This is a genomic window from Acinetobacter bereziniae LMG 1003 = CIP 70.12, assembly GCF_000368925.1.
GTDB lineage: Bacteria > Pseudomonadota > Gammaproteobacteria > Pseudomonadales > Moraxellaceae > Acinetobacter > Acinetobacter bereziniae.
The window spans coordinates 595,977-610,912 of record NZ_KB849755.1; the positions used below are offsets into that span (position 1 = coordinate 595,977).

The window sequence follows — 14,936 nt, forward strand, 5'->3', positions numbered from 1 at the left end:
ATGCTACATTTAATTAAACCCAATATCTAAAGCCTCAAGAATAGTTTTCTGTTGTTGGCTAACAATATGTCTGACTTTTCTTTTTAGTATAGACCAAGCTTTTTCAATTGGATTGAGGTCTGGACTATAAGCAGGCAAATACATCAGCCTAGCATTGTACTGGCGAGCCAATTCCTCAATTTTTCGACCTTTGTGAATAGAAGCATTATCTAAAATTAGTAAATATTTTTGAGGCTGACCATTTTTATCTCTTGTTAGATCTTTAAGTAAATATTCAAGCCAGCCAGTAAAAGTATTGCGATCACATGAGCCCTTAAAAATTAGGGGAGCAATGAATTTAAATGTTGCACTTGATCGAACAGCACTGATTATATTTAGTCTACTTCCATGCCCACCTGTTCTTAATGCACGACAACGTTTTCCTTTCTCAGACCAACCATATTCAGCAACCTCATTGGTATTTATACCTGATTCATCAATATATAAAATATACTCTTCACCATATTGCTGTTTCCATTGTGGCAGGAACCATTGGAATACTGCTCGTCCTATTTTGCAGGCTTGTCTGTAGAGAAAACTCTTTTTTTATAACTCCACCCCAGCTTTTTTAAAGCAAATAAGATATTGGCATAGCTGACGGAATAACCAAATCTTTGCTCAAATAATGGCACCAGATCTTTAGCCTGTGAAAATGATGTTGTTTCAACAAAGATTTTGAAAGCCTTTAGGTCTTTAATTTTATAGGGTCGACCTGCTTTTTCGGGATGTGGTCTATTCGCATTTCCTTGGAGATGTTCGAGCTGAATCCAGAGATCTAAAGTCGTTCTTGCAATCTTAAAAACAGTACATGTTTTAGACTTATTCTGGCATTCTTTGTAGTAGTCTAGAGCTTTGTATCGAAGATCATTGGAGTATGGCTTAGGCATAGCAGCAGTCAGTAAGGTTTTTTATAGTGTAGCAAACTTTATATATTTAGCTATATCCTTCATAAATCTTAAAATGATCATGTTCATCGAATTAAAGAAGTATTGAAAGTTGTGCCGCCATTAGGATAAAGGTCGGAACTTATGTTGATTTATAGTATTAAAAAGGAGTTATAAAAGAAGCCGAATATGTAAATTTAGTTTAAAGACTCTGATTACTCAGTAGCTTTGAAAAATAGCTAAAGCATCACAGATTAAGATCACACAGCGATTAAAAAAACCATAACAATCATATATATTTAAAAACTGAGTACCCGATCTTGGTAAAAGCAAGACAAAGGACTCAGTTTATTTCTAAATCTTTAAAAATCAAAAAATTATTCAAGCTCCTTTAATATAGCCTGATTAAAAGCAGGGATATCATCGGGGTTACGTGAAGTGATCAAAACCCATCCATGAGTGTTACAACGATGTACTTGCTCGTCAATCCAGTTTGCACCTGCATTCTCTAAATCTAAACGTATACTTTTATATGAAGTTAAATTTTTGTCTCTAATTCGCTCAGCATTAATGAAAGCCCAAGGACCATGACATATAGCCGCAATGGGTTTTTTATTGTCTGTGAATGATTGGATAATTTTTAGTGCATTTTCATCAATTCTTAATTGATCTGCATTCACCGTTCCGCCTGGAATGACCAGTAGATCGTAGTCATTTGGATCTAATTTTTCTAAAGTTGCATTTGGTGAATAGGATGCAGATTTTTCATCATCATGAAGAACGGTCTGTACATCTTTTAATTCAACTGCAGCATGAATACACTCAATTCCTTTACCTGTTAAAAAGTCTAATGGCTTTTTGAGTTCATCATGCTCTACACCAGAGTTTGAAGTGATAAATAATACTTTTTTTGACATTTCTTACTCCACCAATATGTATGTATGTTTTTAAGCTAACAAAAAATTGGCTTTCGGATGTACTTGTTTAAACACCTTCTTGTTAATTGTTGAAATGCATTGTTGTAAGATTTGTTATATCTGTTGATTTAATTTAGACCTTTTTACACAAATCCAAAACGACAGTACACTCAAGTCTGATGGATGTATTCAATCTTAAAAGTTCATTTACCCTTTTTGAAATGAGAGTTTTACGCGCTTTGATGTTAAAGATTGTATTTAATTTTTTATAAAATAATCAATCATATCGATTACTTGATTGCGTTTTATGAATATTAAAATATTGTTCGCCTTCAAGCTATTCCAAATGTCTTATGGTTGTAAAAAATTTTTCACCCATAATTGATCTGTCAAATTGAGTGAATATTGTGTCCTTAAATGTAGACGTGTTTCTTTAAACTCTAAAAATTCGATCTGTATGGGTTTTATGATAAATCCCCCCATGTCTCAGGACGAATCAGATTATGACGATCATATTTACTTTTTTCATCAAGAAATTTTTGTTGCATGGCTTCGAGTGTTCAATTTCTTGGCTTTGATCAAAAATATAAGACACCACTTGAGCGTCATGAACCCGTTTTTCCCAATAGGAATCTGCAAGTTGAGGATCAATTAGCGAACAGAATCCCTGTATTCTGATTTGATGAGCCACATGCTCCCACCAAATCGTTAGACTGACTTTGGGATTATTCAGAATCTCTTTTGCTTTATTTGACTTCAAATCTGTACAAAATATTAACCCTTCTTGATTAATTTCTTTTAAGTCTACGAATCGAGAGTGAGGAAAACCCTGATCATCAATGGTCGAAATACAAATCACATTTCGATGCGGTAGAACACCACTTTGCTTTGCTTTTGACCAAAGATCTTGGAGATGTCTAAGCGGATGATTCATAGCTTTTATCCTAAGTTACGCTCTAACACTTGTCCTGACCACCCTTCATCATTAAAACTCAATGTAGATTGATAACCACAGGATTGATAAAACTTGACTAGATTTCCATTACCGCCCGCATAACAATCAAGCCGTAGATGATGGATTCCCTTCTCTTTAGCTTGCTGATCAGCAAAAGCCAATAATTGACGCCCTATTCCCTTATACTGCTGCCCCCGTTTTACGATAAGTAAACGTACATAACATTCTGGCTGAGCTGCAAGCGGAACATAAGGCATAGCATCCCCCATAACAATAGCAGCACAAACACTACCATCTTGTGTTTCAACAACCCAAGCATCAGGCAAAGCAAGTGCTTCTGAGACACGATCAATCTGTCTGGCTGAAGTTGACCACGGTACTTCTCCCCATTGTTGGGCATTTCCAATGGAAACGAGCCACTCAACAACGCCATCAAAGATATCTAACACATCAGGTAAATCTTGAGCCTTTGCTTTACGAAGCATAAAGCTTTGTCTTGCGGTGGTTATTATTGTTTGCATATCTATTCCAATTTCTTTAATTGAAAATATCTCTTGCTCAAGACAAGCGATTGCCGTATTAAAAAATGTCAATGGTGATCACGCTTACACCGCTATTTTTGTGTCTCATTTATTCGGTTATATAATTTGAAATTTCTATTAAATTTTCATCTGGATCACGAATATATACTGACATGATATTTCCGACAGCGCCTGTCCGCCGAACTGGACCTTCTTGAATTTCTACCTGTTGATGCGCTAAATGTGTGATCACCTCATTCAAGGGTGTAGCTGTGATAAAGCATAAATCAGCAGAGCCCGGAGTTGGATGTTTGGCTTTTGGCTCAAACTCCTTACCTGCTTGATGCAGATTTATTTTTTGCTGACCAAACTTTAACGCTTTTCTATTATTTCCAAATGTAATGATTTCAAAATTTAAGACGTGATGATAAAAAATACAAGTTCTCTCAATATCCGCAACTGTTAAGACCAAATGATCTAAATGTGAAATTTTCATAGAATGCCTTCAAATCGATTGATCATAAATAACCAATTTATCAGCTTTTTAAATGAAATTTAATGTATTTTTTCATACTCAACATCTTTTAAGCCCATGGATGTGGACCGATTCTTTGCCGCATCCAATGTTAAACTGTCTAAATCAATGCAAAGTCGATATAGCCAAACCGTCTAATTTTTCAAACAAGCGACTCATCTTCAATCAATTTTATGCTTTTGATATGAATTTTAAAAAGTTTTGCTTAACCAGTTTTTTATTTTTTTAATTCGCAGATGTTCTTGCTATCGGGAGGCGACATGGATGTCTCCATGTTGGGTAGAGCTATATGGGTTAAAATAAAGCACTGCTTTGTTCGCAACGCAAGAATTCGGTTAAATATATGAATATTCAAAGTGCCTTCTCCATGATGAAGAAGGCAAGGTGCGGGGATTTTATATTGATTTAAAGTTTAAAAAAGACCTATGAACGCAGCCTATCTGATATAGATCAATCCATAAACTTGAATAGCAAAATAACAGCTATTTGCATTTGTGCAGTGAGATTAAGTACAAATCACACCATCAACACGAGCTATTTTTTTTGAATCTAAAGATACGGTCGAAAGTGCTACAGCATCTACGACTCGGTTTAAAGCAGTGTTGGCTGTACTGACGATATCTTGCATTTGTTTATGATTGCCTGTTACGTCTTGAGCAAAACTCATACGGCATGCCAATTGCTGATTTTGGGTAGAGTTTTGATCCAAAGTAATCGTGGGATCATTACGCTTCACAATCCAAGCTACAGACACCTCTATTTTTTCATTCGTTTGATTTGTCGAATGAACAATATCGAAACGTGAAAAATCAGTGGCAATCCGATAAGAAATTTTTCCACCCACCATCCCGCTATTATAACGATCCACTGCCCCCAGTTTTTGTTGCAAACCTGCAGATAAATTATCGCGAAGTTCCGCTCCTAAAGTTGAAGTCCACCGCTCATTATCTAAAATTTGAGATTTACCCGTAATATCCTGAATCACGATAGGAGCACGATTGATACGATCAGGCAATCCTACAGGCAATACCTCAATGACAGTAACCTTTGAGTTGGCTAAAGGAGATACTTGAGTCGTTAAACTATAGTAGTTCGGTACTGGCGAGCTTGAACATGCAGATAACAATATCGCTGTAGATAAAGCGCCAGCGTATCTCATAGTCAAAGCAGCATCGAATAATTTTTTATCTGTTTTTTTCATTTATTAGCCTCTGCTTTTTTACCACGGATTAATGATTCTGGGTGTTGTTCAATATAATCAGCCATTAACTGTAATGAAGCAGCAGCTCGGGTCATTTGTTGCAAAGCTTTACGTACATCCTGCTGCATTGGCGCATCACTGGATAAAATCGATTCACTAGATTGCATTGTCTTACGTACATCATTCAATGTTGCTTGTAAGTTTGGTGCAACTTTATCATCCAACTGTTTAACCAGTTTATCTGTAGATTCAATGGTCTTATTCATATTGCTGAATGTTTTACGTACATCTTGTCCAATTTCATCGAGTGGGAACTTACTCAACTTATCCGCAATTTGTGATACTTGAGCTTGTAAACCACTTAATTCCGTCGCAGTGGTTGGAACCTCAGCTCGCCCATCTACACGCATTTTCAAAGTTGCGGCTTTGGCTTTTGGAAACTTATCAAAGGCAATATAATTTTGACCAGTTAGCAAGTTGCCTGTACGCATCTGTGCACGCCAACCATTTGCGATAAAGTTTTTGAAAATTTCACCATCAGGATCAAGCTCTTTACCATGCGCCAAGCGAGATGGATAAATGGTCGCATCTACACGCATACGCAACTGGGTATAAGATTGATCAAACTCAACATTAATGGCTTTTACATTGCCAATTTCGATACCCATAAAATCAATAGGTGCACCTGCAGTTAGACCTCGTAATGAATGATCAAAGTACATAATAATTGGACGTGGCTTACCATCAGGTTCTTTCATCGCCTCTTTACGAGAGTCTGATAAAGTAAAATAACTATGATTCGGTGCGATACTGCCCGCTGAATTTTCTGGGTAGCCAAAGGCGATCCCTCCAGCAACAATACTGGCAAGGGATTGAGTATCTAAATTAAAGCCTGAAGCATTTAAAGAAACATCTACCCCACTTGCTTGCCAAAAGCGTGCATCTGTAGTTACGAACTTATCATAAGGTGATTGGATAAAGGTTTGTAATTCGACACTTTTCCCATCATTTGCCAATTTATAAGCCGTAATCTGCCCCACATTTATTTTGCGATAATAAATCGGTGCGCCAATATCAAGCGAGCCGAGATCTTGCGCTTTTAAGAAAAAAACTTTGCCGGGAATATCAGAGGCTACAACAGGTGGAACTTCAAGCCCAGTGAAAGTCTCCTGCTTTTGTTCCGCCTTGCCACCATCCACTTCAATATAAGCACCAGACAATAACGTATCAATTCCAGAAATGCCTCCTGTCCCTACACGAGGTCTAACAACCCAAAAGCGTGAATCCTTAGCAGCAAAATTACTGGCATCTTTACGTAATTCAATTTTGGCAATCACGTGTGAACGATCATCAGAAAGATCAATTTGACGGACTAAACCGATATCAACCTGTTTATAACGCACTGTGGTTTTGCCTGCGACCAAACCTTCTGCAGTACGAAATGACACTTCAATCGTTGGACCTGTATCCAGTAGGGCTTTAGCAGCAAGTGACAATGCAATCAAAAGTGCGATGAATGGAACTAGCCAAATCAGCGCAGGTCGCCAACGCGCTTTCTTCTTTTCAGGTTCAGCGAGAAATACACCATTCTCCGTGGTCTCACTTGGGCTTGGTGTAGAATCTTGGTTGTTTGGCGTATTGTCTGGCATAGTGATCATTCTTTAGCATTTAATTATGAGGATTTGGTTTCGTTTTAACTTTTCAGTTGATGAATAACAACTGTGTTCATCTGTTGGGGTTGTTGAGAATTCGCCTTGTGCGCTTTGAAATAATTATCCCAGATCAGTCTTGGATCAAAGCTCAATGAAGCAAACATGGTTAAAACAACGACTGCACCAAAAGCCACAGCTCCGGGTCCAGCCAAGATGGTCGCTAAGGATTGGATTTGAATAAGAGCTGTCAATAAAGCCACCACAAAAACATCAATCATCGACCAGCGCCCAATAAATTCAACAATTCGATATAACAGTGCACAATGTTCAGGTGAAAAATGCCATCTTGAAGATGATTGCATATACACGGCGACCAATAAAAAAATCAAAATTAATAATTTTAAAATTGGAATGAAAATACTTGCCATGAATATGACCACAGACACTAGATAATCTCCATTTTGCCAAAAGTAGATCACCCCACTGATAATGGTATCTTGCTGACGTCCCAATAAAGAATCCGTTACTGTCATCGGCATTACATTGGCTGGAATATATAAAATTGCTGCGGCAATGACTAAAGCAAAAGTTCGATTTAAACTTTGCGGTTTACGCGAGTGTAATGCACTTTTGCATCTTGAACACTTTAGTTCAGAATGTTCGTCTATGCTTGAGCCAACAGAATTCAGTAAGCCACAACAATGGCATTGTATTAATCCAACATCCTTTGCGCGCACATAGCTTTTGACTTGTAAATCAACATCAGAAAGATGCTCTAGCACTGAACTAATCTCATCATCATGATGATTCTTTTGTGTCATGTTAAGCTCCGATCGACTTCATCCCAAAGATCTTTGATCTTCACCGAAGCAATATAAACCAAAAGAATACTTAGGATCGTAAACGCCCAAAGTGCCACACCCGGAATTACCGTCACCATTCCAACCAATTTAACTAAGGTGACCAATACACCAATTAAAAAGACTTCCACCATCCCCCATGTTCTAAATAAAAATAAAGTTTTCAGTGCCAATCTGAGATAGTGAGGTCGGTATTTAAACAAACCAACACAACTTAAGACATAACTCAACAATAACAACTCAATCAATGGAACAATAAATGTAGTCATAAGAATCAGTGCCCCGACAAAAGGACGCTCAATATGAAACATGGTCCACGCAGCTCCAATCAGCGTGGTTTGTGAGGTATTCCCTTGTAACTCCACAATCACGATAGGGAAGCTATTGGCAATAACAAATACAATCAGTGCTGTAATGACTAAAGCAAGCAATGACGAAAAAGGTCGGCTGCGTCGATATAACTCTGCACCACAACATGTGCAATAAGCACGCTCATTCGGTAATAAGTCAACTTTACGATAAATCGCATCACATTCTTCACAACCGACCAACTCATTTAAGTGAAGAGGTTGTGCCGATGCTAAAGGCTGATTATTTTTATTCGCCATAAGCTGACATCCGTTCGATTGATTGTTTCATTTAGAAGAACAGTTCATCTATGTTATACATTTTATTTTTAACATCTCAATCATTGTTTCTCTTAACTACACAATTTTTAAACAAATTAACATTCAATTCAGGCAAGATAACATCAATGATTAAAATAATGTTTTTTTAGACTATTGAGACTTAGTTTTTTTCAAATCAGGAGTAAAAAGTAAAACTCAGAACAATCATTCTGTTACTTCTATTGTTATACGATTGCAAACCTAAAAACACCGATATAGTATTAATCCATCAGTAAATTGATCATTAAGCATAGATAAAAAGCTTTCAAAAAAATTTTCACCTTAAAAACTAAATAAAAGATAGCCTTTTACACAAGGCTATCTTTATCTTTGTTTAAGTACTTTTGATATTCAGTTGCATATTGTTTAGCCAAATCTTTTTTCTCTTTTTCACCTAATATTTTACCTGCTTGTTGGAAAAAACTATGTTCTTCCTCTTTTAAATGATGGTGAACAATTTCTGAAAGTTTTTTTGCAGTTGTTAACCAACTTGGATGACTGAATTTTGTTTCAGTAAGTTGCTCTAACAATTCATCCATTTCATGATGTTCAGAAAGTGCGTGTCTGGTAATATTCAAACCAGGATCTGTCATCATTAAAGGAATATAAAAATATCGATCTTCAGCAACAGCATGAGCAAAAAGTTCATTTTTCAGTGCATCAAATAAATTTCTTCTTTCTTCAGTATCCCCTGAGGTTTGAATGAGTTGTTCAGCGTATTTTCTTTGCTTATCATGACTTCTTCTCAATTCATCAAAAATATTATTATTTACTTTAGCATTCATCATTCACTATCCTTTTCCAATAATTAATATCAATTATTCTTAATGGTTAAAAAAATGTTGTTGAAATTTGTTAGTAAAAAGCAATTCAACGGTATAGCACTGTAATTTTTATAAACTATTGTAAAGTTTTCGTTTTTAAAATCATCCTACTATTTTATTTTATTTACATTAAATTTATTTCAATTAAAACAATCATATAATTGATTTCCAATATACATCATTAAAAATTAAATTTAAAACACTACAAAATTAAAACATCGCAGCCCTCTCCAACAGTTAAATAATAAACAATACAGGATTAGATTCATATTTTTCAATAAAGGCATGAAAATACATAAAATTCTTGACCATAGGTATCACAAATAAAATTAATCATACTTTCCAATATATTATTAATTTTTATATTTCTAGAAAACCCCCATCTAAAAAAACCACTATAAATAAAAAATATTCTCATTATCAATTAAAAATCACCATATAAAAATAATTTTTAAAATGAGAAACAATTAGCCAATAAATAAATTTAAATGAACCAAATTAATAAATAATTAAAAAACACAATTTACAACACATAATCAATAAAACACTATATACAAATATTAAACCTATTAAAAATATTATATAAGACTATAAATAAAATAGAAAATTCCATTTGCTCATAATTAATCATGAGTTTTTTTATTAGTTAAAACATTGCTTTACACTCTTATATAATATTATTATAAATAATAATTAATTTATAATATATATTCTGCCAATAAAATAGGTTCAAAATGATCGAGAGATTTTCGCTTAACTCTTTTAAATTTTTTTATTATGCCGCTATGTATGGCAGTGTAACTATCGCATCAAAAAAACTATTTGTAACTCAAGGAGCTGTTAGCAAACAAATTAGGAATCTAGAAGAAGGCTTAGAAATTCAACTTTTTGACAGAAAATCAAAAAAATTAACATTAACAAAAGAAGGCTTAAATTTATTTAACAGTTGTCAAGATGCCTTTAATAAGTTAGATATATGTCTAGTAGATTTAAAAAACAGAAATATTCAAAATAAAACAAATTTAGTACTTTCTTGTGAGCCAACTTTTTGCATGAAATGGTTAATACCAAAATTAAATATATTTGATGATTTAGGTTTTGATTTTGATATCACTATACTTACTCATCAAGATGTTCCTGACTTTAAAAAATACAATATAGATATTGCCATACAAAGGAATGATATTGAGTTTTCTAAAAATCTTCATACATATAAGTTAATTGATGACATTATGTTCATCGTTAAAAATCCTAATAGTAGTAGGAATAATATTGCAATTTCTAGTTCAATACCTAACTTATGGAATAATTTATTAAGCAGAAGCGAAACGAAGGAATTAGTGATAGGTCACAAGAAAATTGAGCTTGAATATTTGTATCTGTGTATTGAAGCAGCAATATCAGGAAATGCGATCACAGCAACCTCAGGATTTTTGATAGAAAATGAATTAAAAAACAATATTTTAGTCTCAGCAACTACACCTTATCATGATGACTTTTCTTATTATTTAATATCTCATGATAGTATCAGCGAGGATCCTCGAAAAATATTATTTAAAGACTGGTTGACAAATGAGTTGAAGATTTCGTTAGAAAATTTAAAAAACATGTAGATCCTCTAAAATTAAAATCTCAAAAAAAAAATTAAAGAGATTTTAATTTTAAATATAACACCACCCGCTTTAAAACCACAAAACTAAATCCATTACAAAACCTCATGAATAAAATATATAATAAATCGCTTAATTAAAAACTATTTTAATATAAAATAGATATAAGTCATTCGATAGAATCTTCAACACACAAATTAATTCATCAACAGAAATACATTTAAACTCAGCCTAGGTTCCGCTATGAAAAGTAAAAAATCAAACCAATACACTCATAAAAAATATTATCTCAATAATTTTTTTTCAACATATAATTATGATGAAAAATTTTCACTCGTTCTAAATCTAAATATTATTCCTTTTAATAAAAAAAATATAACACTTAACAATGAAGGGATATTTTACTCCGATCATTTTAAAAAAATTTTTTTAGAGTGGAGTGAAATTGAATCTTTTAAAATTATACAAGGATTAGTTATTGACACACTCATAATTAACAACCTTTATATCATAAAAACAATCACATCAAACAGGAATTTACTTCATTTTTTAAAAGAAATATATCCTACACTACAAAGATATCAACAATTAAATAATTTAAATAATATAGGTTTCAATCAAATAAAAACCCACCCACTAAATATAAAAACTTATGATTTATATCCAGAGGTTGTAGCTGCAACATTATCGAATTTATTTCACTTTGCAGCATTAGATAATAAAAATCTATGTGATTTAAAACTATACTCTTCTATTCTTTATATTTTTTTAAAATTCCCTATGTATCAAAAAAAGCTAATTCAAAGGAAACTCCATAGCAGTTTAACTATTCCTAATGAAGCAATATTTGAACAAATTAATAACATCAACCACTTACTATCTATAGAGGTTAGATATTCTATTTTAGAAAATTATATTATTATAACCAACCAAACAAAATCAAAAAATAATCAAAAAATAATCAAAACCTTAAAAGAAAAGCTTAAAATTTAATGACAGTAAATTATAAAACCTTTTTCGAAAGTAGTTTTTTTACCATTTGGGCATTGCACTATGCACTATAAATCAAAGTTCGTATTTTTTAAATTTTGAATACCGAAATAGATCTATTTTAAATAAGTATTAGCATGCAAATCAAAAAAATTATTTTTTATATAAAGATATCTATGATTTTATATTTTTATTAATTTATACCCAAAGACATAGATGAGAATTTCACTTTAAATTAATCAATTTAAAAAACCTGTTAACACCCCCAACTATAACATTAACTTATATATTATCGAGTATTTAAGAATCTGTAATGGCTTAGACATATTTCATTTTTATCATTATTTTCTTCTTACTCCGTAACTCATGATTTATAGTACAAATTACAACCATATCATTTGGTTTAAAAATAAAATTATATGTTCTTACAGTTACATCAGCATCCATGCCTTATCCCAATCAATTAAACTTAAATTTAAACTACATAAACGAAATATTAGATAAAAGCCTTATTTATTGTCCCCATCATCCATTTTTATTCAAAATCAATTCGAAAATACCCTCTAGCCTGAAATGCACCTAGCTTTGGTTCTAATCCTGTTGCACTAACGGGCCATGCTTTGACGATAATATTCGTTGAGTTGGTATTGCTAAATGTAATTTTACTATTGGTATTATTGGGGATCACTAACCTGTCATTTTGATCAGACATTTTGAAGCCAATATCTGGATTGCCCGACATGATGATATCATTATTAGGTCCACCTACATTGTCGGCTTGAATACGTATACTTAAAGGCGCACTAGTTGGTACAAAACTATTACATTTAATTGATAACGCTAAATTTGCTTTATTTACACCTTTGATTTGATTACCTATGCCCGCATTTTTAAAAGCATAACTTCCAATGTTTCCAAAATCATGAATGGTTTCTAAGTTATTATTAATCTCACAACTTTGTGGTACCATAACCTTTCCTCTTAGATGCAATGTTTGTTTTGCACCTTGGGCTTTTGCTGTACCAGCTGGTGTATTATTATCTCCAACATAAAAATCAGCTATAGGAACATCAATATCACTAAATCCCATAAAAGGTTTAGAAATTCGCATTTTTAATGAATAGGTTGTATTTCCAGTATGAGATGCCGTATCATAGCACTGCTCTGAAACCCGACCAAAAACTTGATTTACCGAAGGTACAGGGACAGTGGTACTATTGTAGGTATATGCAACAGAAGCTTGTAGGTAATCATTCACTTGCATATAATTTACTCCACCGATATTAATCGCAGTGCCATTACTATAATCCGCAGTCATATAGATATCACGCTCTCGTAGGCTCGATGTCGGAGCATTACATCTGGTCGTATAACGGTCTCCATTAACGCTAACATTCAATGTTTTACCAAATGTGTTCCCTACCTGGTTACTATTTGGATTAGTAATAGTTTCGGTTCCGAAGTCAGCATATAACACCGGCTTTTGTTCCACTCGCCACCAACCTGCCGATGCATCTATCGCTATAACCAAAAGCGGTATACAAATAAACGAATTCTTATTCATAATTTTTTCTCTTTACTTTAACAAGTATTGAAAGATAACCCGTAGGAGCAAGCATTAACTGCTATATCCTTGCGTTTTAAAGTCCGAATTTGAAGGATAGCTATAATTACTTATTGATACTCTATTCTAAATTCAGCATTTGCATTGGCAACGCCAGCCGTAGCAGCACCATCTGTTGCTACATAATTGGCATAAAATACCACTGAAAGATTTCCGTTGTCGTCAGCTAAAAATATTGGACTTTTATTCAATGTACCTCCTGATAAACTAATCGGCACCCGATTATGGTTCGCATCAGTGATTTCGATTGCGACATGTTTTGCAGTTGTTGTTGCATTGGCATTACTGAGCGCTAACAACTCTTTGTTAACAGTGTTCTGTTCTCCAACAAAACTAAATGTAATCTGTGCGTTAGCTGGGCATTGCATCAGATTAAATGGGATTGGCATACGTGGACTTTTATCTCCAGGCTTTTTTAAATTCCGTATTGACATTGTGCCCATCTTAATTGTTTGAGTTGCTGCTCCCTGATCAACCCCACAAGTGAAAAGTGTGACATTTCCTTTTAAAGTAAAGTTATACGTTCCCAACACTGCATGCGCATAACTATGCAGACCGAAATTTATCATAAGAAAACACAAGGTATGATAAAGGCACTTGTTCATAATATTCATGATTATCCCTTTACTCGAAATCAATTCGGAAATATCCTCGTGCCTGAAATGCACCAGATTTTGGTTCGCTACCAGTTACACTTACAGGCCATGCTTTCAGCACTATATTGGCTGGATTGGTATTGTTAAATTGAATTATACTATTAGCACCATTTGGGATCAGCAATCTGTCATTTTGATCAGATATTTTAAAACCTACATCTGGATTATCAGATACAATGATACCATTGGCAGGACCTCCAACATTGTCAGCTTGTACTCGAAGCGTCAGGGGTGCATTGTCTGCTACATGAGTATTACATTTAATTGATAACGCTAAATTTGCTTTATTTACACCTTGGATTTGATTACCTATGCCCGCGTTTTTAAAAGCATAACTTCCAATGTTTCCAAAATCATGTATGGTTTCTAAGTTATTATTAATCTCACAACTTTGTGGTACCACAACTTTTCCTCTTAAATGTAATCTTTGCTTAGCACCATTGGCTTTCCCCGAGCCATAAGGTCTGGCATTATCACCCGTATAAAAGTCTGCTACTGGTACATCTACATAACTGAATCCCATAAAAGGTTTTATAAGTCTCATCGTGAGAAAAAAGCTTGTTCGACCAGTATGTATATTTGTTACATTGCATCTTTCTGCGGTATAACCAAAATATCGATTAGCACTTGGTACAGGAATCTCCTGATTACCATATGTGTAGGTTACTGAGGCTTGTAAATAATCATTCACTTGCGAATATTGTTTACCACCAATATTTACTGGCAGACCATTAACATAATCGGAGGTCAAATAGATTTCTATTTCTGATCCATCTAAATTGGTTCCATTATTACAGCGTGTAGTATACTTATCCCGATCTACACTTACAGTTACCCTACTACCAAACCAACTTCCTGCCTGATTTTGGCTTGGATCGGTGAATGTATAAGTACCAAAGTCAGCATATATAACTGGTTTATCTTCAACTCGCCACCATCCTGCCATACTCTGTGTAGTGATCAACAATAAAGATAGTGAAGGAAATAAATTGTTTTTCAT

Annotated in this window: 17 protein-coding genes; 2 read left to right on the forward strand and 15 right to left on the reverse strand. The window is 33.9% G+C overall.

Features of this window, described 5'->3' with window-relative positions:
* Positions 1 to 9: 9 nt before the first annotated feature.
* The 12 genes from F938_RS24960 to F938_RS04725 form a co-directional block, all read right to left on the reverse strand.
* Positions 10 to 552, reverse strand: coding sequence for an IS630 family transposase (locus F938_RS24960; RefSeq protein ID WP_082179804.1), 543 nt, complete (start codon positions 550 to 552; stop codon positions 10 to 12).
* Entirely contained in the window at positions 549 to 926 is a 378-nt protein-coding gene (locus F938_RS04680; RefSeq protein ID WP_005029849.1) for an IS630 transposase-related protein, read from the reverse strand. Before F938_RS04680 ends, F938_RS24960 begins: the two co-directional genes overlap by 4 nt.
* Positions 927 to 1,300: 374 nt before the next feature.
* The gene (locus F938_RS04685) at positions 1,301 to 1,840 is read right to left on the reverse strand and encodes a type 1 glutamine amidotransferase domain-containing protein (RefSeq protein WP_005029851.1); all 540 of its coding nucleotides are present in this window, start codon (positions 1,838 to 1,840) and stop codon (positions 1,301 to 1,303) included.
* A 351-nt stretch (positions 1,841 to 2,191) separates the two neighbouring features.
* Complete coding sequence (locus F938_RS24965) at positions 2,192 to 2,323, reverse strand: pyridoxine 5'-phosphate oxidase C-terminal domain-containing protein (RefSeq protein WP_080740834.1); 132 nt, start codon at positions 2,321 to 2,323, stop codon at positions 2,192 to 2,194.
* 13 nt (positions 2,324 to 2,336) lie between these two features.
* Entirely contained in the window at positions 2,337 to 2,774 is a 438-nt protein-coding gene (locus F938_RS04690) for a pyridoxamine 5'-phosphate oxidase family protein (RefSeq protein ID WP_005029853.1), read from the reverse strand.
* A 5-nt stretch (positions 2,775 to 2,779) separates the two neighbouring features.
* On the reverse strand, positions 2,780 to 3,316 hold the full coding sequence (locus F938_RS04695; protein ID WP_005029855.1) for a GNAT family N-acetyltransferase: 537 nt from the start codon (positions 3,314 to 3,316) through the stop codon (positions 2,780 to 2,782).
* A 109-nt stretch (positions 3,317 to 3,425) separates the two neighbouring features.
* Positions 3,426 to 3,812, reverse strand: a complete 387-nt coding sequence (locus tag F938_RS04700; RefSeq protein ID WP_005029857.1) for a VOC family protein — start codon at positions 3,810 to 3,812, stop codon at positions 3,426 to 3,428.
* A gap of 544 nt (positions 3,813 to 4,356) precedes the next feature.
* Positions 4,357 to 5,052: a PqiC family protein gene (locus tag F938_RS04705; protein WP_005029859.1), complete on the reverse strand. Its 696-nt coding sequence runs from the start codon at positions 5,050 to 5,052 to the stop codon at positions 4,357 to 4,359.
* Complete coding sequence (locus tag F938_RS04710; protein WP_034714907.1) at positions 5,049 to 6,701, reverse strand: PqiB family protein; 1,653 nt, start codon at positions 6,699 to 6,701, stop codon at positions 5,049 to 5,051. Before F938_RS04710 ends, F938_RS04705 begins: the two co-directional genes overlap by 4 nt.
* Positions 6,702 to 6,745: 44 nt before the next feature.
* Entirely contained in the window at positions 6,746 to 7,525 is a 780-nt protein-coding gene (locus F938_RS04715; protein ID WP_005029863.1) for a paraquat-inducible protein A, read from the reverse strand.
* On the reverse strand, positions 7,522 to 8,172 hold the full coding sequence (locus F938_RS04720) for a paraquat-inducible protein A (RefSeq protein ID WP_004831328.1): 651 nt from the start codon (positions 8,170 to 8,172) through the stop codon (positions 7,522 to 7,524). The genes F938_RS04715 and F938_RS04720 overlap by 4 nt, the downstream gene beginning before the upstream one ends.
* Positions 8,173 to 8,540: 368 nt before the next feature.
* Positions 8,541 to 9,020, reverse strand: coding sequence for a hemerythrin domain-containing protein (locus tag F938_RS04725; protein WP_004831329.1), 480 nt, complete (start codon positions 9,018 to 9,020; stop codon positions 8,541 to 8,543).
* Between the two features lie 770 nt (positions 9,021 to 9,790).
* Between F938_RS04725 and F938_RS04730 the strand changes: the two genes are divergently transcribed.
* Both F938_RS04730 and F938_RS04735 read left to right on the forward strand, forming a co-directional pair.
* Positions 9,791 to 10,669 carry a LysR family transcriptional regulator gene (locus F938_RS04730; RefSeq protein ID WP_005029867.1) on the forward strand — a complete coding sequence of 293 codons (879 nt, stop codon included), beginning with the start codon at positions 9,791 to 9,793 and terminating at the stop codon, positions 10,667 to 10,669.
* Positions 10,670 to 10,909: 240 nt separating this feature from the next.
* On the forward strand, positions 10,910 to 11,659 hold the full coding sequence (locus F938_RS04735) for a hypothetical protein (protein ID WP_005029869.1): 750 nt from the start codon (positions 10,910 to 10,912) through the stop codon (positions 11,657 to 11,659).
* Between the two features lie 532 nt (positions 11,660 to 12,191).
* On the opposite strand, the gene F938_RS04740 is transcribed toward F938_RS04735, so the two are convergent.
* The 3 genes from F938_RS04740 to F938_RS04750 form a co-directional block, all read right to left on the reverse strand.
* The gene (locus tag F938_RS04740; RefSeq protein ID WP_005029871.1) at positions 12,192 to 13,220 is read right to left on the reverse strand and encodes a fimbrial protein; all 1,029 of its coding nucleotides are present in this window, start codon (positions 13,218 to 13,220) and stop codon (positions 12,192 to 12,194) included.
* Positions 13,221 to 13,330: 110 nt separating this feature from the next.
* On the reverse strand, positions 13,331 to 13,894 hold the full coding sequence (locus F938_RS04745; RefSeq protein WP_005029875.1) for a fimbrial protein: 564 nt from the start codon (positions 13,892 to 13,894) through the stop codon (positions 13,331 to 13,333).
* Between the two features lie 10 nt (positions 13,895 to 13,904).
* Positions 13,905 to 14,936, reverse strand: a complete 1,032-nt coding sequence (locus F938_RS04750; RefSeq protein WP_005029877.1) for a fimbrial protein — start codon at positions 14,934 to 14,936, stop codon at positions 13,905 to 13,907.